Origin of the sequence: Salinimicrobium profundisediminis, from assembly GCF_026241755.1 — a bacterium.
Lineage (GTDB): Bacteria > Bacteroidota > Bacteroidia > Flavobacteriales > Flavobacteriaceae > Salinimicrobium > Salinimicrobium profundisediminis.
This window is the reverse complement of the sequence record NZ_JAPJDA010000014.1, coordinates 47,463-66,781: the sequence shown is the minus strand read 5'-3', so window position 1 is coordinate 66,781 and position 19,319 is coordinate 47,463. Positions and strand designations below refer to the sequence as shown.

Here is a 19,319-nt window from a genome sequence, read left to right as displayed (position 1 = left end):
GAAAGCTATTCTGCAAAATACAAAAAATTAAATTTTAAGCCCTTTGAATTTTTTGAACAACGACACAATTTTACTGTCTGTAAGCGAAGAAATATAACTGCAAATTTTGATGAGCTTATCATACACCTCAAGATCTTCAAAATGATGTGCTTCGGGGATTAATTTCAGCACCAGTTTGTTATAATTTGTCTGCTTCCCGTTTTCGGGCAATAGAGCAGTGGTGTAAGTGTCCAGCAGGTGAGAAAGCATTTGGTAACCGGCAATTTCCTTGCTTATCACTTCTTCGCTCTGGTAAATTTTATCAATACTTATCTTGATAATATCGCTAATCTGGGCTTCGTATTTACTCCTGTCAAAAAGGGCTTCGTGAAATTCCCCTTTTAGAATGGCATCTTCGTTGGCCATAAAGATTTCGACAGCCTCTGTGAGTAGCGTATTTATAGCCAGGGCCCTGAGATAACTCAGCCTGTCGGCACGGGTTTGCAGGTTGTGGTATTTTTTGGTGATGATCGAATCTTTCACCAGGTTAATAAGATATTCCAGTGCATATTCCTCCTGAATAAGCCCCAGGTTGATGCCGTCTTCAAAATCAATGATCGTGTAGCAAATATCATCGGCCGCCTCTACTAAAAATGCAAGCGGATGTCTGCAATAACTAAGATTTTTTCCGGTGCCGGTGGAGATAAGTCCCAGCTCGTTTGCTACCTCTTCAAAAAAGGCTTTTTCAGACTGAAATATTCCGAACTTTTTATCGGCTATTCGTGCGGTGGGTTTATACGGAAGGGATTCCTTCGGATATTTTATAAAAGCTCCTAAAGTAGCATACGAAAGCCTGATGCCTCCAGGTATACCGGGTTTGTCTTCCGTTAAGATCTTAAAGCCATTGGCGTTTCCTTCAAATTTGGTCAAATCTTCAAATTCTTCAGCAGTAAGCAACTCCCGAAAACGCCTGCCGTTGCCATTGCTGAAGTATTCACCAATGGCCTTTTCTCCCGAATGCCCAAACGGCGGATTCCCAATATCGTGTGCCAGGGCGGCAGCGGCAACAATAGCCCCAAAATCGTTCATTTGGTAGCCGTGGGTTTTTTCCAGCTGCGGATGTTTCTCCAGGATCTTTTGCCCCGCCAGGCGGCCCAAAGAACGCCCCACTACCGAAACTTCAAGGCTGTGCGTAAGCCGTGTATGTACAAAATCTGTCTTGGAAAGCGGAATTACCTGCGTTTTATCCTGTAAACTTCTAAAAGCCGAAGAAAATATGATGCGGTCGTAGTCAACTTCAAATCCTAAGCGGGTCGCATTTTGTTCTTTTCTTAATCTTTTATTCGTGTCTCCTGCTTTTCTAAGCGAAAGCAGCTGCTCCCAGTTCATCATTTAATATTTATTTCAGTAAGCTTCAAAAATAAACAATGAGCAATAAACAATGATCAAGAAAGTAACTATCATTTTGAAAAAGAACCAGGATCGCTTCGCTTCTAGAAGCAAGAGCCAAGACTTGATTCGTTTAGATAATCTAAAATTTTTTTAAAGTCTAGACTCTAGATTCTAGTTTCTAGACTCTTTTTTAATCATTTTCTCAAAACTCAACCTAACTCCCGCACATCAAACAGTCGTCACCTTCAGCTTCTTTAGATTGTGCAATCAATGCACGCAGCTCTTCAGGTGACATGGAAGCATCGTCTAAAATGACATTTTTGGATGCTGGTTCGGCATCGGGGGAAACCTGTATTTCAGAAATTTTTTCCGCAGGTATTTCCTGCTTCTTTTCCTCTTTTGCTAAAGTGAATTTAATGGCATCTACAGCACTTTTGGTGCGCAGGTAATACATTCCTGTTTTAAGGCCGCTTTTCCAGGCATAGAAATGCATGGAGGTGAGCTTGGAATAGTTCGCGTTCTCCATGAAGAGGTTGAGCGACTGCGACTGATCAATAAAATAACCGCGGTGACGGGACATATCGATAATATCCTTCATGCTGAGCTCCCAAACTGTCTTATACAGTTCCTTAAGATCTTCAGGAATGACATCTATATTTTGTACAGAACCATTGGATCGTAAAATGGCATTTTTGACATCTTCTGTCCACAGATTCCTTTCCACCAGGTCTTCCAGGAGGTGTTTATTGACAACGATAAATTCCCCCGAAAGCACACGGCGGGTGTAGATATTGGAAGTGTATGGTTCAAAAGCTTCATTGTTTCCAAGGATCTGGGAAGTGGAAGCAGTAGGCATTGGCGCAACTAAAAGTGAGTTGCGAACGCCATTTTTGAGCACCTGTTTTCTAAGCTTTGCCCAATCCCATCTGCCGCTAAGGTCTTCATCATTGATCCCCCAAAGGTTAAACTGGAATTGGCCTTTGCTCATAGGTGAACCTTCATAGGTAGAATAGGTGCCTGCTTCCTTAGCCATTTCCATAGAGGCGGTCACGGCAGCAAAATAAAGGGTTTCAAAGATCTCCTGGTTTAGTTTTTTAGCTTCATCGCTAGTAAAAGGTAGCCTGAGTTTTATAAAAGTATCTGCCAATCCCTGAACTCCCAGCCCCACAGGCCGGTGCCTGAAATTAGAATTTTCGGCTTCCTTTACCGGATAATAATTCCTGTCGATCACTTTATTTAAATTCCTCGTAACTCTCTTAGTGATCCTGAAGAGTTCCTTATGATCAAATTCATTACCCTTAATAAACATTGGCAATGCAATAGAAGCAAGGTTACAAACGGCTACTTCATCTTCGCTGGTGTATTCCAGGATCTCGGTACAAAGATTTGAAGAACGAATCGTTCCCAGGTTTTGCTGATTCGATTTCCGGTTAGCCGAATCTTTGTACAGCATGTACGGAGTTCCGGTTTCGATCTGTGATTCCAAAATCTTTTCCCACAGGTCACGGGCTTTAATGCTTTTTCGGCCTTTGCCTTCGGCTTCGTATTTCAAATAAAGTTCTTCGAACTCTTCGCCGTGAATGTCGTAAAGTCCCGGGCATTCGTGCGGACACATCAGCGTCCAGCTTTCATTTTCTTCTACACGTTTCATGAAAAGATCGGGGACCCACATCGCGTAGAAGAGGTCACGGGCCCGCATTTCCTCTTTTCCGTGGTTCTTTTTCAGGTCGAGGAAGTCAAAAATATCAGCGTGCCAGGGTTCTACATAAATGGCAAAAGACCCCTTTCGTTTTCCGCCACCCTGGTCGACATATCGTGCAGTGTCATTAAAAACCCGCAGCATAGGCACGATCCCGTTGGAAGTACCATTGGTGCCTGAAATATAGGAACCCGTAGCTCTTACGTTGTGGATAGACAAACCAATTCCGCCGGCCGATTGTGAGATCTTCGCAGTCTGCTTCAGCGTGTCGTAGATCCCGTCAATGCTATCGTCTTTCATGGTGAGCAGGAAACAGGAAGACATCTGTGGCTTCGGAGTTCCGGCGTTGAAAAGAGTAGGAGTGGCGTGCGTGAAATATTTCTTCGACATGAGCTCATAGGTCTCGATCGCAGCTTCCATGTCATCGGGATGAATTCCTACGGAAACACGCATAAGCATGTGCTGAGGCCTTTCGGCAATTTTTCCGTTTATCTTCAGAAGATACGAGCGCTCCAGGGTTTTAAATCCGAAGTAATCATACTGAAAATCCCTGTTGTAAATAATCGTGGAATCAAGCAGTTCTTTATTCTTCTGAATGACCTCGTACACATCATCGGCAATAAGTGGCGACTTTTGATTGGTACGCGGATTTACGTACTCGTAAAGATCGGTCATCACTTCCGAAAATGTCTTTTTTGTATTCTTGTGTAGGTTAGAGACTGAAATTCTTGCCGCCAGTTTCGCATAATCGGGATGGGAAGTGGTCATTGTAGCGGCAATTTCGGCTGCGAGATTGTCAAGTTCACTGGTGGTAACTCCGTCATAAAGCCCTTCAATCACCCGCATCGCCACCTTTACAGGGTCAACGAGTTCATTTAAGCCATAGCACAGTTTTCTAATCCTGGCTGTGATCTTGTCAAACATAATAGGTTCTCTGCGGCCGCCTCTTTTTTCTACGAACATAAGTTTAGATTTTAAATGCCTCTCTCAGCCTCACAAGATGGGAGGAGGTGTAGGCGGTTATTTTGAAGTATGCTTCACATTTGTGAAGCAGGAGAATTAGTTCCCCCTTCGGGGGCAAGGGGGCCTAAAAATCAGCGTCGAAACTAATCTTATCGGCGTCTTTGTCTTTGTTCATCACTCCTGCTTTCTGGTATTCGCCAACTCTCTTTTCAAAGAAGTTGGTTTTCCCCTGCAGGTTGATCATATCCATAAAGTCGAATGGATTCGCAGTGCCATATTCCTTTTCACATTCTAGTTCAACCAGCAGTCGGTCGGCAACAAATTCAAGATATTGGGTCATCAGGTTAGAATTCATCCCGATAAGGCTTACCGGAAGGGATTCAGTAATAAACTCTCTTTCAATATTAAGTGCATCAACAATGATCTCTCTAATTCGCTCTTTTGGCACCTTGTTCACAAGGTGGTTGTTGTGCAGATGAACAGCAAAGTCGCAGTGTACTCCTTCATCTCTTGAAATAAGTTCATTAGAGAAAGTGAGGCCGGGCATTAATCCGCGCTTCTTCAGCCAGAAGATAGAGCAAAAAGCGCCCGAAAAGAAAATTCCTTCTACAGCTGCAAAAGCGATGAGCCTTTCAGCAAAAGAATCAGATTCTATCCATTTTAGGGCCCACTGCGCTTTCTTCTGAATAGCAGGAAATACCTCTATGGCTTTAAAAAGTTTGTTCTTTTCCTTTTCATCCTTAACATAGGTGTCGATGAGCAGGGAGTAGGTTTCTGAATGGATGTTCTCCATCATGATCTGGAACCCGTAAAAGAATTTAGCTTCAGAATATTGCACTTCGTTGACGAAGTTTTCGGCTAAATTTTCATTCACAATTCCGTCTGAAGCGGCAAAAAAGGCAAGAATGTGCTTGATGAAATATCTTTCATCTGCATTTAATTTATTGTTCCAGTCACTCAAATCCTGATGCAGGTCAATCTCTTCGGCAGTCCAGAAACTTGCTTCCATTTTCTTGTACCAATCCCAGATATCGTGATGTTTAATGGGGAAAATCACAAATCTGTCCTTGTTCTCCTGTAAAATGGGTTCTAACTGGGTCATAGGATATTGAGTTTTAGTTGGTTGGAAACGGTTCTTTCAAAGATTGTAATTTATGTAAGGTTTTTTCCTACATGGGAAAAAACCTTTTCAACAAAGTTTTCAACAAAACACAATAAAATTGTTTCTGAAGCCTGAAAAAGGTTTAGGTATATGTGTTTGTGAGCTAGTTTGTTATAACTGCAAAATTTCCTGAAGAAGCATTTAATTTTCTTCTGAAGTTTTTCAGAAACAGGTGTCAAAAAAGGCATTTTTAGAAGTCTATATTTTTAGCTTTTGCCCATTTTTTGCAGCAGATTCATAGATCTTTTCGAGTACAATAATATCTTTCAAACCTTCTTCTCCCGGAACCATCATAGGCTTATTGTTGAGAATTGACAGGGCGTCGTCATCCATTTGTACGGCTTGCTGGTTTTTTCCGAAAGGTTCGAGAATTTTACCGTCGCTGGTTCCTCCTTTTACTCCGCTGTAAGTCTGGAAAGGCTGGAGATAATATGAGCCGTCACTGCAGGTCACTTCGAGGTTGTTCATACCTTCGCCAAAGCTGGTGCGGCAATTAGCTACTACTCCTTCGGGAAATTCGAGGGTAAAATCCATAGTTTCATCTACTTCCCCAAAAACATCTGGCCGGCTGGTTGAAGATTTTGCCGAAACAGCAATGGGTTCGCGGCCTACAGTATATCGGGAAGTGTTAAGCGGGTACACGCCCATATCGTACATGGCACCACCACCCATTTTTTCTACTGCACGCCAGCCGGGATTGTTACTATAAAAACCGGCGGCGGCTTTCACTTCCTGTATTGGCCCGTAAGGGGTTGTTTCGGCCCACTTCATCATGATGCGGTTATTCTTTTCATGCTGAAGACGATATCCTATTGCCAGTTTGACTCTGTTTTTTTCGCAGGCTTCTATCATTTGGCGGCACTCTTCAGCATTCATTGCCATAGGTTTTTCACACCAAACGTGCTTTCCGGCATTGGCTGCTTTTATGGTATATTCAGCGTGCATGGAATTGGGCAGCACAATGTAAATCACATCAATATCATTGTTATTGGCAATTTGGTGGATGTTCTCGTAATTGTACACATTGGCATCTGGAATGCCATATTTTTCCTGCCATTGAGGGATTTTCTCGGGGCTGCCGGTCACTATTCCGCGAAGCTCGCAGTATTCGGTTTCCTGCAGGGCAGGAGCCAGTTGATGGGTGCTGTAGCCGCCAAGACCTACGAGGGCAACTCCCAGTTTATCCTTTTTTGAAAACCCTAAAAAGTTAGGAAATGGTAGAAAGCCTGCTGCCAAAAAAAGCCCCGACTTTTTAATGAAAGTTCGTCTGTGTTCCATGCGGTGTAATTTTCCTGAAGATAAAAAATCTTCAGAAAACTCAACTGCTTCTTCTGTTTAAAAATTGAGCTAAATGTTTGCGTAGCAGCCGGGAAGGCCATTCCGGGATTATTTGTTTCAAAAAAGAACCCTGAGCCAAAATTTTGAAGAAAGCAAAAATTCTGGAGTCAGGGTTGCTCTAAAAGCTGTGAAAATATTATGTCTGCGACCTTATCTTTGACCCATATTCATACTTTGATATTCTGAAGTGTCGACTGAAAATGGCTTTTTTTCGATCCCTGTGCAGGTCATCGTAACATTTTTTTCAGCATTTTTCTTGTCCTTCATCTGCATTTCCATTATTAATCCTGTTCCATCCCTGATCCAATCGGCATTAAGCCCTTCAGGAATATTCTTTTGGTTTTCCTGATAAAGGTTTCTGAAGCTTACGCCTGCCTCATCTGTCACATAAAAGGTAAAGACATTTTCGGCATTTTCGGAGCGGTAGCCCTGGCATTCATAGCCTAAAATGGTCTTTTTTCCAATCTCTTTAAACTTCATTTCTTCATAAGAATTGTCGGTTTCCATATCTTCTTCAGAAATATCGAAACGGGTGGCCATCACCATTTTATTGCCTTCAGAATTCATGTATAGCACCGTCATATTTCTCTTGTTATCGAGGACGGTAAACATATTCTCTGCCTGCGGAATTTTCATTCCTACATATGGTGCGTTCTCTTTAATGTGATAGACCATATCCATTTCGCCTTGAGCAGTGTTCATCTTGAGGGTGTATTCCCAGTCAAAATCATAGCCTGCGGGGATTTCTGAAGGGTCAACCATATCCATTCCCATAGAAAAACTGGAATTCTCAAGCTGTTTTGCCCATAAGTTGTTCAGGGATTTGTCTGTTTCTTTTGCGGCTTTGTCAGATACATTCTTGATTGCTGCATCTTCAACTTTCTTTTCAACTTTTTCTTTGAGCTTTTTAAAAAATTGAGCTTCTGCGGTGCTAGTCCCTGCCATAAAGAAAATGGCAAGAACTAAATAAAAGATCTTTTTCATAGTTCCAGTATTTAGATAATTAAGGCCTCTTTGAAGAGGCATGTCAAATATTTAAAAAGGGGAATCTCCTGCTTAAGGGGAAGAAAAAGTGCAGAATGATCTCTAAAGATAATTAAAATACCCGGACCGTCAAAATACAACCTGTTTATTTTCAGCTAATTAAACCCAATACTCAGATAGGTTGAAAGATTTCACCCGGGAAATAAATGAATGTTCACGACAGTAAAAAGTAAAACTGGCGGGAGACAATGCCCACATAGATCGACTTTACAGCTCTGTTAAAAGGAGTAGGTTTATTTACCCGAAGAACCTTCAGCTTCTTCTTGCTTTAGTTTCTCGGCAATCTTTTCCAGTTCGGCATACCAGTCTTCGCCGTATTTTCTAATAAGGGCTTCTTTTACGAACTTATATACAGGCACCTGAAGTTCTTTTCCCAGCGTACATGCATCGTCGCAAATGTACCAGTGGTGATAATTAACAGCAGAAAACTCGGAGTAATCCTGGGTGCGTACCGGGTAGAGGTGGCAGGAAACTGGTTTTTTCCATTTTATATCTCCCTGGTTATAGGCTTCCTCAATTCCGCAGAGGGCAGTACCCTTACGGTCAAAAGTAACATAAGCACAATCGGCACCATCTATTAACGGGGTCTCATATTCACCGTCTTCACCAATAATTGAGGTGCCCTGTCTTTCGATGGCTTCAATTCCTTCTTTGCGGAGATAAGGCTTTACCAACGGGTAGATATCTTCGAGAATGTGGGTTTCGACCTCTTCAAGGGGTGCGCCGGCATCTCCGGCAATACAACAGGCTCCTTTACAGGCTGAAAGGTTACACACAAAATCCTTTTTAAGGATTTCTTCAGATACTATAGTTTTTCCAAGCTGAAACATGCTGCAAAGATAATTTTTTCAGGCACTTAACTTCAGCTGTAATTCTGTTAAAATTTTCTAAGTATAATTTGTATTCTATCAATTCAAAGTACTTTTGCAAGCTAGTTTTGGGATATGGAATTAAACTTCAGGGAAATAGCCAGCGCCACTATGATCCTCTTTGCTGTTATTGATATTATTGGGAGTATTCCCATAATAATTGATCTTAGGAAGAAAGCGGGGCATATACAAAGTGAAAAAGCTACTATAGTTGCAGCGGTTCTTATGATCGCTTTTCTTTTTCTAGGTAAGGAGATCCTGAACCTCATTGGTATAGATGTGAATTCCTTTGCAGTGGCAGGGGCGTTTATTCTGTTTTTCCTGGCCCTCGAAATGATCCTGGGAATTCAACTGTACAAAGATGATGCGCCCGAAACTTCGGCAGTTGTGCCTCTTGCATTTCCGCTTATTGCCGGTGCCGGTACCATGACCTCTATTTTATCGTTGCGGGCAGAGTACGCTACTGTTAATATTATTGCCGCCATAGTTATAAATACTATTTTTGTATACATAGTGCTGAAGTCTTCCGGGAAAATTGAAAATTTCCTTGGAAAACAAGGTATAAGCGTGATCCGGAAGATCTTTGGGGTCATTCTACTGGCAATAGCCGTAAAACTTTTCGCTACAAATATTAAGAGCCTTTTCCTATGAAAGTCCTCATCTACATTTTAATTGTCGTGGCCATGGGCCTGATTGCATATAACGCTACTTTTTTAGATCTTGAAAATGCCTTTTCTGGAGATAGTAAAACTGCCTTGATTGGCATACTTGCCTCGAGTATTGTGGTGGTTCTTATGATCATTCTTCTCATGTCCCGTGCCATCGCAAAGAAGAGTGGCGAATAATGAATTATGATGCGCTTATTATAGGTGGTGGGGCTGCAGGCCTGTCATGTGCCCTTGTTCTGGGTTCTGGTCTGTCTAAAGACTTTGCCGCCGGTAAAAAAGTAGGTCTTATTGCACATCAACGTGCTTCTCATCTTTCAAGTGCGAAATTAAACAATGTTTTGGGAATCCCTCGGGGCACTTCCGGTAAAGACATTCTCACTTCGGGCCTTGAGCAGCTTGAAACGCTTTATCCCGGTGTGGAGATCATTCAGAAAGAAAAGGTGCTAAAAATAGCATTTTTGGAAGGTAAATTTGAAGTCTCCACGAATAAGAATACCTATATTTCTACTGTTGTGGTTATAGCAACAGGTTATGCTCGGCCTTTTACTATTCAAGGGCTTGAGGAATATATTATACCCCATAAGAAAGCTAAAACTTCAAAAGAGAGAATCCAGCTATATAACGACGATCACCTGGTGCGCCCCGGATTGTATGTAGCGGGAAGCCTGGCAGGTCACAGAAGCCAGTATGCTATTGCCTGTGGCAGTGGTGCGGCAGTGGCCACCGATGTGCTCACACTTTGGAATGGAGGAGAACATACCAAGGTACACGATAAAATTTAAGCGGTTTAATCTTTAAATTTCGGGCTGGTGGAAAGTTCGATGATCTTTCTTACTGCAGGATCTTCTTCATTTAGAATTTGTTCAAATGCCGTGCTGCCAAATAATTGTTGGGCCATGGCTGCTTTGAGATAAAGCTTGAGAGTGGGTAAATAATCCTTAAAGCGCATATCAAAGTTCTCCCGTCTCATAAAGGCCCTGAATTCTTCAACGGTAGTTTTGGTGATCAATTCTTTTTGCATAAAATCTTCAAAACTAAGGGAGTTGTAGTATTTGCGATTCTGCTCAAGAACTTCAAAAATAAAGCTGTCCATATACCCATTTCTAAGCATGAGGTTGAGGCTTTGCTTTTCAAAATTAGTGTCTTTGGGAATGAAAATATCGGGTATAATGCCGCCGCCGCCGTAAACAACTTTACCTTCTGGGGTTTCATACCTCAGGGAATCGGCTACATGTATGCTGTCTGCACTTACCAGTTCGCCGTTTTTATAACGGTTGAGGTAATCGGCAAAATACTCTTCACTGCCATGAGAATAGGGGCGTTGTATAGACCTTCCCGTAGGAGTGTAGTATCGCGCTATGGTAAGCCTTACGGCACTGCCGTCTCCTAAAGCCATTTCTCGTTGCACCAAACCTTTACCGTAAGATCTTCGCCCTACGATGATGCCCTTGTCGTTATCCTGAAGGGCGCCGGCAATGATCTCACTGGCCGATGCCGAGTTCTCATTAATGAGTACGTAGAGCTCTCCCGTTTCAAAATTTCCATCTTTTGTGGCAAAGGTCTTTTCTACGGCTCCTTTTTTGTTCTTAGTGATAAGTACAAGTTTATCTTCGGGAAGAAATTCGTCTACAATTTTTGTAGCCTCGGCAAGATATCCTCCTGGGTTATCGCGCAGGTCAAGCACAATTTGCCGCGCACCTTTTTCCTTCAGTTTAAGAAGTCCGTTTTTAAATTCTTCATAGGTAGATTCAGCAAAACGATTTATTTTGATGTAGCCCAGCTTGTCGGTTAACATATAAGCTGCATCTACACTTTTAAGGGCTACCTTTCCTCGTTCTACATCAAACTCCAGGAGTTCGGGGATTCCTTTCCGGTGCACTTTCAGAAGCACCCGGGTGTTTTCTTCTCCTTTTAATTTACTTGTAATGGAATCTTCGTTGATGTTTGAATTGAAAAGGGCTTCTCCATTGGCATAAAGAATCCTGTCTCCTCCCTTAATACCAGCTTTTTCACTTGGCCCTCCTTCAATAGTCTGAATAACTGCAATAGTGTCGTTAATATTTCTAAAACTCACGCCAATGCCTACAAAGTCGCCCTTCATACTTGCGCTTAGGTCTACATATTCCTCTTGTGGAATGTAAACCGAATGCGGATCTAAATCTGTGAGAATTTCATTTACCGTAACATCTACAATACTGTCAATATTTACATCGTCTACGTATTCGTATTCAATGTAATCTATAAGCCGCGCCAGCTTCTCTTTTTTCTTGTTGGTCTTGAGAAAGGTCCCCGAGTTGTAACTGGTAAAATCCAGAGCGGCACCCAGGAGTACCCCAAGGGCACAGGCAAACCCCAGTAGTAGTGGCAGGTATTTTTTATTGCTGTTTTTCAACCGTCAAGTTCTGTTATTTGTTCTATTTCAACCCCGGCTTTCTTCAAAAAATCAAGGCCCGAATTGTCTTTATAGTCTATGTTGTAAACCAACCGGGTAATGCCCGACTGGTGTATAAGTTTACTGCATTCTTTGCAGGGAGACATAGTGATATACAGCGTGGCCCCTTTGCAGGACTGGGTGCTGGCGGCAACTTTGAGAATTGCGTTAGCTTCGGCATGCAATACGTACCATTTGGTATATCCTTCTTCATTCTCACACGGATTTTCAAAACCGGTAGGGGTGCCGTTGTATCCGTCAGAAATTATCATTCTGTCTTTCACAATAAGTGCGCCAACCTGCTTACGGTTGCAGTGAGAAAGTTTACCCCATTCCCTGGCGATCCTTAAATAGGCCCTGTCAAACTTAAGCTGCTTTGTTTTTTGCATAGTAGTAAAATACGCCTGCAATATAGAAAGCTTTTTAAGTTGCTGAAACTTTGGGCTTTACTAATTTACTGCATGGCAAAATTAATCTAATAGAGAGAAGTTATATTTTAAAGTGCCAGGTAATTTTCTTTAAGTATAGGTAAAATTATTCCTATCACGATTGCCGATATTACCAAAATCCAGTCGCGTCTGGTTATATTCAAAACATTCTGGAAGAGGAAGCTCAAAAGCAGCACACCTAATACTACAATGATTTGCGCGGCTTCAATGCCCAGTGCAAATTCCAGCAAGGGAAGAAAAACACTGTCTGTACCCGAGGCAATCATTTTAAAATATGAAGAAAATCCAAGGCCGTGAATTATTCCGAAGAAAGCCGTACTAAAGTAAAGCAGGCCAACATTGTTCTTGTTCTCTTTCTTTTTTGCATTGATCATATTAAAAATTGCTGTGGCGAGAATAGTTATCGGAATAAGGAATTCTACCCAGGTTGTATTCACAAGAACAATTTTGTACACCGCAAGGAAGAGAGAAAGCATGTGGCCTACCGTAAAAATGGTGACCAGCCAAAACACTTTTTTCCAGGTGAGGAATGAGAAGGAGGCGACCAGAACAATGAGAAAAAGGATATGATCATAAGCATTCCAGTCCAGAACATGTTCCAGGCCTAACTGAAAATATAACCAGAATTGAGACATAGGATAAAGATTAGCGCCGAAAATACAATTTCTGCCCAAAATGGGCAACGGCAGGGGATTAATAGAAGTGAGATGAAATAAAAAAAGCCCATCCTGAGATGAGCTTTTGTACCTTGGGTGGGAATCGAACCCACACTTCCGAAGAAACTGGATTTTGAATCCTGTGTATTTAACGATAAATTAAACTAATCATACTTATAATCAATTGATTAACAGAAATGTAATTTTTATTAATTTCATTAGATATGGTTTAAAATCAAAATTTGTTGTACCTATGTTGTACCAAAAATGATTATCTTTAGAGTTCTAAAATCAAAGATGTGACGTCAAATGCAAAAATAGTACTTAGAAAAAAACCCAATAAAGAAGGGTTGTGTCCACTGGCGATTCGTATCACAAAGAATCGCCGTTCAAACTATCATTATATAGGTCATTATATAAATTTAAAAGATTGGGATGAGAGAAATATCCGAGTCAGGAAATCACATCTGAATGCTGATAGTCTCAATGGCTTACTGACCACTAAACTCTCTGAAGCGAATAAGATGCTGATTGATTTGCAATCGGGGAAAAAGGATATATCCGCTAATCAAATAAAACAGAAACTGTACGCCTCTTCTGAGTCTAATACTTTCTTTGAGGTTGCAAAAGATTTTCTTGATGAACTAGAAGCAAATAAGAAATTGTCAAGACTCTCTACCGATAAGGCTCGCGTTAACCACGTATTGAACTTTTCCAAATCAAAGCAGCTTACCTTTCAGGAAATAGATGAACAATTTTTAAGGAAATTTAAAATCTACTTACGTAAAAAACACAGCCTATCAGAAAGGTCAATAGTAAATAATCTTATAGTGATTAGGACTATCTATAATAGAGCTATTAAATTGGATATAGTAGATAGAAAACTCTATCCCTTCGGTTCAGATAAAATACGAATTAAATTCCCTGAAACCGAAAAAATAGGTCTTACCAGAAATGAGGTCATAAAACTTGAATCCGTTAAAAATCTGAATGATAACGAAACTCACGCTCGAAATGTTTGGCTTTTTAGTTTTTATTTTGCTGGAATTCGAGTAGCTGACGTATTGAAAATTCGCTGGAGCGACATTTATGATGAAAGGCTTCATTATCGTATGAATAAGAATTCAAAATTGTTATCCCTTAAAATCCCCGGTAAAATATTTCCGATTTTGGAATACTATCAGGACAATAAACAAAATGATAATGATTTTATATTTCCTGAAATGAAAAAGGCAAATTTAAAAGATGCCAAAGATGTCTATGCTAAAACAAAAACAGCCAACAAAAAATTCAACAAATATTTGTTATCCGTTGCAGAACAGGCCGAAATATCAAAAAAAGTCACAATGCACATAGCACGACATACCTTTGGAAACATATCAGAGGATAAAATTCCGATCAATATGCTTCAAAAACTATATAGGCATTCATCAATTACTACCACAATAAATTACCAATCTAACTTTATGCATAAAGATACCGATGAGGCATTGCATAGTGTGATTAATTTCTAAATAGATATTCACACCGAAGGCATTTCAAAAACGGGAATAAGTAATATTTGTGATAAAAAAGACATTGCTACTGCTATTGACACTTATGAAGAATTAAAAAGCATTCCACAATGTTGGCAAGTACATTGGCGGGTTTGATCTGGTTTTATGCCAGTCCTCAAATTACCTTTATCGTTAGTGGAACAGGGGTTGCAATTGCTATAGTATATTTTATGTGGATGCCATACAGAAGAACCTGAATTTTAGAAAAAGTCGAAAAATGTTTTTCTGTTTCAGCCGAACCCAAGTCTAAAAATATTTTATCCAAAAGTTTGTCAGGTTGTTTTTTGTATGATTTTTGCAAATCAATTGGCAAAGAGGTCTGCCCTTAACCGTTCTTCCTGGAACTAATGACTTCTACTAAAATGGCTTTAGCCAGTGTGGAATCATTATATAAAACAAAAATTTTAGACGGTTTTACGTCAATTAAACAAATCCCCTCCTTATTTATTTTGTTAAATGATTGTGGATCTGCACCATTTTGGGAATTGTTGTCGGAAGTATTTCTGCCTTTTTTCTTTTAAGCTTGTACTGGGCGACCCATTGGAGGGAAACACATCTTTGGATTATCGCCCTGCTTCCAGTAGGAGGTATTATTATTGGTTTATCGTATCATCTATACCGGAATAGTGTTGTAAAGGGCAATATTTATTATTGGAGGAATTTCATTCGCCAATAAAGATCATTCCTTTTCGAATTGCTTCGTTAGTTCTTTTTGGAACAATTTTGACCCATTTGGTTGGAGGTTCTGCCGGGCAGGAAGGAACAGTATTACAAATAAGGGGAGCCGTAGCTGATAGGTTTACCTTATTGTTTAAATTATCGAAAAGAGATCACAAGGATACGGATGAAACTTTAGAGAACGTAATTAATTTTTGACCTATTCTTTATTTTATTACATCACGTTTGATCGCTAGCTTTACTTTATGTATTTATTTTTCTTTTTGATTCCCTCGATGTTTATGGTCTTCCTCTTCATCAGATCTCTTTTTAGCCCCTCTCAAAAATAATTTTTCTCCAAAAAAGATAATAGTTATAAGTCCAGCTGATACAAGTACTACCGTAAGATTAGTTTGAACCTTTACCCAGATAAAACCTGCCAGAACAACAACATCCATTACAATCGCTGTGACGACGATAGCAGAATTCGCCTTTACCTTTTCCTTCATATGTTTCAGCACCCCCACATGAATAATGATATCCATGATGAGATAAAAAATTGCCCCCATTGCAGCAATGCCCGAAAGGTCAAAAAGAACAGTAAGGGCAATCGAAAGTACCACTATATAGACCAACATGTGTTGCTGAATGTTTCCAGGCATCCCTAAGTGTGAATGCGGAATCAATTTCATGTTCGTAAGCATTGCGGTCATCCGGGAGACAGCAAATATACTGAAGATAACTCCGGTAATGGTTGCAACTATGGCGATCCCCACTGTAAACCAAAGACCGTAGTTCCCGAATAGAGGACGCGCAGCCTCTGCCAACGCATAGTCCTTTGCCTGAACAATCTCAGGGATGCTAAGATTTGCTCCTACCGCCCAGGCGGTCATAAAATACACTACTGCACAAATTATTAATGATAAAACAATTGCACGCCCCACATTTTTGTGAGGATTTTTTACTTCTCCCCCGCTGTTGGTTATTGTGGTAAATCCTTTATATGCTAGTATGGTAAGAGCAAGTGAGGCAATGTAATCTATAACTTTATTTTCAGGGCCACCTGAGGGTAATGCCGAGCCAATACTAAATTCTGCTGCCCATAAGGTTCCCACCGCGAATATTAAAATGCCACCAATCTTTATTGCAGCTGTGGTCATAGCGGTTTTGCCAATAACCTCATTTCCTAAAATATTGACAACAAAAGCGGTAACCAATAATGCCACAGCAAGAACCGGAACCCAGAAACTATTTTCATTCCCATTGAATAGTTGCATAGTGTAGGTGCCGAAGGTTCGGGCAACGAGACTTTCATTCAGAATCATGGAAAAAGCCATTAATAATGCAGCGAATGCTGTTATAGTTCCTTTACCATATGCCTTCTGAAGAAACATAGCAATACCTCCGGCAGAAGGATAGGCATCGGCCATTTTTATATAGGAATAAGCACTGAATCCTGAAATTATACCTCCTACTATAAAAGATAGGGCGAAATATTCTCCTGATAATTCTGCCACCTGTCCAAGAAGTGCGAAAATCCCGGCTCCTATCATTACTCCAGTACCCATTGCCACTGCATTGGCAAGAGATAAACTTCCTTTTTTATAGTCGCTCATAAAACCATTTTTAAATAGAACATCACTTCAATAAAATCTCTTGATTTTGACCTATAGGTATTTTTTAAGCGCTTTTACCTATTCTTATATCCATGAGCCATCTTTTTTATTGTAACTTATTAGCAATAATTAGAAGACCCGCAAGTATTATTTTGTTGGATAGAAGGACACGGTACGCTGCCATAAGAACAGTATACACAGCAGTCTCCCTCTTTGGGTTTTAAAACCTCTTTACATTGCTCACATTCATAAAAGAACTGGCACGCATCTGTAGGCATTTCTTCTTGTTTGAAGTGGCCGCAATTAGGGCAAGTGATTGTTGATTCGGTGATAAATGAATTCATTTTTCTATTATTTTTAGTTAATCATACCATATATACAACATCTGAACCTGATGAAGGATAGGTTAGGATCATGGTTTTTAAATCTTTGGAAGTAAATCCCGCTTTTATAGCCAGGGCAAATAAATTTATGACTTCCTCGGCGTGAGGGCCAATGAGATGTGCTCCCAAAATTTTTCCGGTTTCTTTCTCAACGATTGTTTTATAGGCATAGGTTTTCTCGTTGATCCTTTTCGCGGTAAACCAGTGGGAAACACGATCCTTGTTCACCTTAAAGTTTAGACCTTTTCTAGTGGCTTCTTCTTCAGATAATCCTACCGAAGCCATTGTGGGCAGCGTAAAAACCACGGTGGGAATGGCGGTGTAATCTGGTTTTTTAGTGTTGCCTTTTATTATATTGGATGCTACAATATGTCCTTCCATAACTGCAACAGGTGTAAGGGGAATACCATCTGTATCTGCTGCATCCCCGGCAGCATAGACATTTGAATTGGTGGTACTTTGCAAATATTCATTCACTTCAACTCCTTTTTTACTAAAGGCGATATTTGCTTTTTGCAGGTTCAAATCAAAAATGGCAGGAAGCCTTCCCGCCGAATTAATCACCTGCGCAGCCTCCCATTTCTTTTCCCCGCTTTCACCTTTTCCGGTTACGCGAAAAGCTCCATTAGCCTCTTCAATCGCTGTAACGTTGGTGTTCAGAATTAATTGTATGCCTAACTTTTTGGTAGCTTCCGTTAATTGATCTACTATAAAAGGATCAAAATTCTCCAGTGGCCTTTTCCCTCTGTGAATTATGGTCACTTTACAGCCAAAACGGGCAGCCATATGTGCAAACTCAAAAGCGATGTACCCACCGCCAATAAACAGCAAAGAGGATGGGAGGGATTTGAAATTAAGAAAATCTGTACTGCTAATAACATACTCCTCACCCTGGATATCCAACTTTCTCGGTTTTGCACCCGTGGCTATTATAATCTTTCCGGCTTCTATAGTTTCATTTCCTACCTTCAATTTAGTTTCAGAAATAAATTTAGCTGAGTCATGAAATGTATTAATTTTGTTTTTTTCGTAAGCTTTTTCAATTTTAGGCGGCATAGCATCCACAAAATCCTGTTTGAATTTCATTGCTTCCTGCCAGTAAATAGCTGGTACTTCAGAAATTTGCTTCTCGTATAAATTATCAGCCAGATGTTTTGCTTCAGTAGGGCCGAGCATGATCTTTTTTGGGTCACAGCCACGAAGGGCACAGGTACCACCATAGGGCAATTCATCTGTTATTCCTACCCTAAGTCCTTTAGAAGCACATTTATTGGCCACATTCATTCCTGCCATTCCGGAACCTATTACAAAAACATCATACTTTTTCATGTGTTTATATTTTGGCACAAACCAAGGGAATTCAGCACAGGTTTTTAATCTTTCCCTGAATATTGCCATTTTTGCGTCCAGCATCATGCTGGCTTCATCTTGCCCTTTTTTTAGGTTACTTATCTACTACCTTATAACCGGTCCTGCTTATGGCTTTAATAATTGCAGCATTATCTACTTTTGTTTTGTCATATTCAACTACCGTATTGGCATTTTCATAGCTTGCCTTGACTGATAAAATACCCCCAAGTTTGTTGACTTCATTTTCCACAGGTGCTTCACATCCTGCGCAGGTCATTCCTTGTACATCAAAAATTTCCTTGACAATATTTGATTGTGAGACATAGACTATTTCCTTGTTGGGCTGGCTGTAAAACACCTCGGAGTAATTTGGAAAAGCCAGCATAAGCCCTGCAAATAAGGTTACAACCAGTAAAAACTTCTTTGTCTGCAAAAAAGATTGTTTTTCATCTTCTGCACATCCGCAATCGCTTTCAGCTTCTTTTCGGGATCTCAACTTTTGATACCAGGCCAGGCCCAGGATTAAAACCGTGAGAGCAATTAAATAAGGTCGGAAAGGTTCCATCCACGAGAAGGTAGTCGCCATGCCACTTGTACCTGCTACGAGGGCAAGAACCGGGGCAATACAACATAAAGATGCCGCTATAGCTGCTACTAACCCGCCTAAAGCGGCTTTATTGGATTTATTTTGGGATGTATCCATTTTAAGCAGATTTCTTTAATGATTTAATTGAAGTGAAGATATTATTCAAAATTTGGGTTTCAGATTTCACCAGCGAATAATACAAAGTTTGTCCCTCCCTTCTGGAGGCAATCAAGCCGGCATCCTTCATTTTCCGAAGATGTTGTGAAATAGCAGGTACACTCATTTCCAAAATGTCTGCTATATCACAGGGGCATAATTCATTCTCCAAATCTAAAAGGAAGAGAATCTTTAAACGCACATCATTACCCGCAATAGAGAGGAGTTTTGTCATTTGCCGGAAACCATTGTCCAAATTTTCAATTGTTGCCTGACAATTTAAAAGCTGCTTTTGGTTAGCTTCAGCACGTGTACAGGTGATTTCGAGTTTCATAAATTATTTTTAAGGCTGCTAAGTTATATAT

General features: G+C 40.4%; 19 protein-coding genes and 1 riboswitch. Of the genes, 5 read left to right on the top strand and 14 right to left on the bottom strand.

Going from position 1 to position 19,319, the window contains the following annotated elements; all coding sequences use genetic code 11:
• Positions 1 to 27: 27 nt before the first annotated feature.
• From OQ279_RS09895 to OQ279_RS09870, 6 genes are all read right to left on the bottom strand, one after another.
• Positions 28 to 1,368 carry a deoxyguanosinetriphosphate triphosphohydrolase gene (locus OQ279_RS09895; RefSeq protein WP_266069736.1) on the bottom strand — a complete coding sequence of 447 codons (1,341 nt, stop codon included), beginning with the start codon at positions 1,366 to 1,368 and terminating at the stop codon, positions 28 to 30.
• Between the two features lie 217 nt (positions 1,369 to 1,585).
• Positions 1,586 to 4,033: a ribonucleoside-diphosphate reductase subunit alpha gene (locus tag OQ279_RS09890; RefSeq protein ID WP_266069700.1), complete on the bottom strand. Its 2,448-nt coding sequence runs from the start codon at positions 4,031 to 4,033 to the stop codon at positions 1,586 to 1,588.
• A 124-nt stretch (positions 4,034 to 4,157) separates the two neighbouring features.
• Positions 4,158 to 5,135, bottom strand: coding sequence for a ribonucleotide-diphosphate reductase subunit beta (locus OQ279_RS09885; protein WP_266069699.1), 978 nt, complete (start codon positions 5,133 to 5,135; stop codon positions 4,158 to 4,160).
• A gap of 258 nt (positions 5,136 to 5,393) precedes the next feature.
• A complete protein-coding gene (locus OQ279_RS09880) occupies positions 5,394 to 6,473 on the bottom strand; it encodes a Gfo/Idh/MocA family protein (RefSeq protein WP_266069698.1) in 1,080 nt (359 codons plus the stop codon).
• A gap of 210 nt (positions 6,474 to 6,683) precedes the next feature.
• Positions 6,684 to 7,517, bottom strand: a complete 834-nt coding sequence (locus tag OQ279_RS09875) for a DUF4412 domain-containing protein (RefSeq protein WP_266069697.1) — start codon at positions 7,515 to 7,517, stop codon at positions 6,684 to 6,686.
• A 293-nt stretch (positions 7,518 to 7,810) separates the two neighbouring features.
• Positions 7,811 to 8,407 (bottom strand): DUF3109 family protein, encoded by a 597-nt coding sequence (locus OQ279_RS09870; protein ID WP_266069696.1) that lies wholly within the window; start codon positions 8,405 to 8,407, stop codon positions 7,811 to 7,813.
• 114 nt (positions 8,408 to 8,521) lie between these two features.
• Here OQ279_RS09870 and OQ279_RS09865 point away from each other — a divergent pair, with 114 nt between their 5' ends.
• Genes OQ279_RS09865 through OQ279_RS09855 form a run of 3 tightly spaced genes read left to right on the top strand, consistent with a single transcriptional unit; the run spans position 8,522 to position 9,896 of the window.
• The gene (locus OQ279_RS09865; RefSeq protein WP_266069695.1) at positions 8,522 to 9,097 is read left to right on the top strand and encodes a MarC family protein; all 576 of its coding nucleotides are present in this window, start codon (positions 8,522 to 8,524) and stop codon (positions 9,095 to 9,097) included.
• Entirely contained in the window at positions 9,094 to 9,291 is a 198-nt protein-coding gene (locus OQ279_RS09860) for a hypothetical protein (protein ID WP_266069694.1), read from the top strand. The genes OQ279_RS09865 and OQ279_RS09860 overlap by 4 nt, the downstream gene beginning before the upstream one ends.
• Positions 9,291 to 9,896: an FAD-dependent oxidoreductase gene (locus OQ279_RS09855; protein ID WP_266069693.1), complete on the top strand. Its 606-nt coding sequence runs from the start codon at positions 9,291 to 9,293 to the stop codon at positions 9,894 to 9,896. The genes OQ279_RS09860 and OQ279_RS09855 overlap by 1 nt, the downstream gene beginning before the upstream one ends.
• Positions 9,897 to 9,901: 5 nt before the next feature.
• Here the strand turns inward: OQ279_RS09855 and OQ279_RS09850 are convergent, their stop codons facing one another.
• The 3 genes from OQ279_RS09850 to OQ279_RS09840 form a co-directional block, all read right to left on the bottom strand.
• A complete protein-coding gene (locus OQ279_RS09850) occupies positions 9,902 to 11,506 on the bottom strand; it encodes a S41 family peptidase (RefSeq protein ID WP_266069692.1) in 1,605 nt (534 codons plus the stop codon).
• The gene (locus OQ279_RS09845; protein WP_266069691.1) at positions 11,503 to 11,934 is read right to left on the bottom strand and encodes a deoxycytidylate deaminase; all 432 of its coding nucleotides are present in this window, start codon (positions 11,932 to 11,934) and stop codon (positions 11,503 to 11,505) included. Before OQ279_RS09845 ends, OQ279_RS09850 begins: the two co-directional genes overlap by 4 nt.
• Positions 11,935 to 12,041: 107 nt before the next feature.
• Complete coding sequence (locus tag OQ279_RS09840; protein WP_266069690.1) at positions 12,042 to 12,629, bottom strand: HupE/UreJ family protein; 588 nt, start codon at positions 12,627 to 12,629, stop codon at positions 12,042 to 12,044.
• Between the two features lie 320 nt (positions 12,630 to 12,949).
• Between OQ279_RS09840 and OQ279_RS09835 the strand changes: the two genes are divergently transcribed.
• Both OQ279_RS09835 and OQ279_RS09830 read left to right on the top strand, forming a co-directional pair.
• Positions 12,950 to 14,164, top strand: coding sequence for a phage integrase SAM-like domain-containing protein (locus OQ279_RS09835; RefSeq protein ID WP_266069689.1), 1,215 nt, complete (start codon positions 12,950 to 12,952; stop codon positions 14,162 to 14,164).
• Between the two features lie 341 nt (positions 14,165 to 14,505).
• Positions 14,506 to 14,570: riboswitch (Fluoride riboswitch) on the top strand.
• 287 nt (positions 14,571 to 14,857) lie between these two features.
• Entirely contained in the window at positions 14,858 to 15,082 is a 225-nt protein-coding gene (locus OQ279_RS09830) for a chloride channel protein (RefSeq protein ID WP_266069688.1), read from the top strand.
• Between the two features lie 53 nt (positions 15,083 to 15,135).
• Here OQ279_RS09830 and OQ279_RS09825 read toward each other — a convergent pair whose 3' ends face one another.
• From OQ279_RS09825 to OQ279_RS09805, 5 genes are all read right to left on the bottom strand, one after another.
• Positions 15,136 to 16,479, bottom strand: a complete 1,344-nt coding sequence (locus tag OQ279_RS09825; RefSeq protein ID WP_266069687.1) for an APC family permease — start codon at positions 16,477 to 16,479, stop codon at positions 15,136 to 15,138.
• 119 nt (positions 16,480 to 16,598) lie between these two features.
• On the bottom strand, positions 16,599 to 16,823 hold the full coding sequence (locus tag OQ279_RS09820; RefSeq protein ID WP_266069686.1) for a GDCCVxC domain-containing (seleno)protein: 225 nt from the start codon (positions 16,821 to 16,823) through the stop codon (positions 16,599 to 16,601).
• A 21-nt stretch (positions 16,824 to 16,844) separates the two neighbouring features.
• A complete protein-coding gene (locus tag OQ279_RS09815; RefSeq protein ID WP_266069684.1) occupies positions 16,845 to 18,191 on the bottom strand; it encodes a dihydrolipoyl dehydrogenase family protein in 1,347 nt (448 codons plus the stop codon).
• Positions 18,192 to 18,306: 115 nt separating this feature from the next.
• Complete coding sequence (gene merTP / locus OQ279_RS09810; protein WP_266069682.1) at positions 18,307 to 18,915, bottom strand: mercuric transport protein MerTP; 609 nt, start codon at positions 18,913 to 18,915, stop codon at positions 18,307 to 18,309.
• A 1-nt stretch (position 18,916) separates the two neighbouring features.
• Positions 18,917 to 19,288, bottom strand: a complete 372-nt coding sequence (locus tag OQ279_RS09805; RefSeq protein ID WP_266069681.1) for an ArsR/SmtB family transcription factor — start codon at positions 19,286 to 19,288, stop codon at positions 18,917 to 18,919.
• Between the last annotated feature and the right edge of the window lie 31 nt (positions 19,289 to 19,319).

Bases quoted from the DNA above. Each gene is read 5' to 3' on its own strand.
- OQ279_RS09895 (WP_266069736.1), bottom strand. From the start codon at position 1,368: ATGAACTGGGAGCAGCTGCTTTCGCTTAGAAAAGCAGGAGACACGAAT.
- OQ279_RS09890 (WP_266069700.1), bottom strand. From the start codon at position 4,033: ATGTTCGTAGAAAAAAGAGGCGGCCGCAGAGAACCTATTATGTTTGAC.
- OQ279_RS09885 (WP_266069699.1), bottom strand. From the start codon at position 5,135: ATGACCCAGTTAGAACCCATTTTACAGGAGAACAAGGACAGATTTGTG.
- OQ279_RS09880 (WP_266069698.1), bottom strand. From the start codon at position 6,473: ATGGAACACAGACGAACTTTCATTAAAAAGTCGGGGCTTTTTTTGGCA.
- OQ279_RS09875 (WP_266069697.1), bottom strand. From the start codon at position 7,517: ATGAAAAAGATCTTTTATTTAGTTCTTGCCATTTTCTTTATGGCAGGG.
- OQ279_RS09870 (WP_266069696.1), bottom strand. From the start codon at position 8,407: ATGTTTCAGCTTGGAAAAACTATAGTATCTGAAGAAATCCTTAAAAAG.
- OQ279_RS09865 (WP_266069695.1), top strand. From the start codon at position 8,522: ATGGAATTAAACTTCAGGGAAATAGCCAGCGCCACTATGATCCTCTTT.
- OQ279_RS09860 (WP_266069694.1), top strand. From the start codon at position 9,094: ATGAAAGTCCTCATCTACATTTTAATTGTCGTGGCCATGGGCCTGATT.
- OQ279_RS09855 (WP_266069693.1), top strand. From the start codon at position 9,291: ATGAATTATGATGCGCTTATTATAGGTGGTGGGGCTGCAGGCCTGTCA.
- OQ279_RS09845 (WP_266069691.1), bottom strand. From the start codon at position 11,934: ATGCAAAAAACAAAGCAGCTTAAGTTTGACAGGGCCTATTTAAGGATC.
- OQ279_RS09840 (WP_266069690.1), bottom strand. From the start codon at position 12,629: ATGTCTCAATTCTGGTTATATTTTCAGTTAGGCCTGGAACATGTTCTG.
- OQ279_RS09825 (WP_266069687.1), bottom strand. From the start codon at position 16,479: ATGAGCGACTATAAAAAAGGAAGTTTATCTCTTGCCAATGCAGTGGCA.
- OQ279_RS09820 (WP_266069686.1), bottom strand. From the start codon at position 16,823: ATGAATTCATTTATCACCGAATCAACAATCACTTGCCCTAATTGCGGC.
- OQ279_RS09815 (WP_266069684.1), bottom strand. From the start codon at position 18,191: ATGAAAAAGTATGATGTTTTTGTAATAGGTTCCGGAATGGCAGGAATG.
- merTP (WP_266069682.1), bottom strand. From the start codon at position 18,915: ATGGATACATCCCAAAATAAATCCAATAAAGCCGCTTTAGGCGGGTTA.
- OQ279_RS09805 (WP_266069681.1), bottom strand. From the start codon at position 19,288: ATGAAACTCGAAATCACCTGTACACGTGCTGAAGCTAACCAAAAGCAG.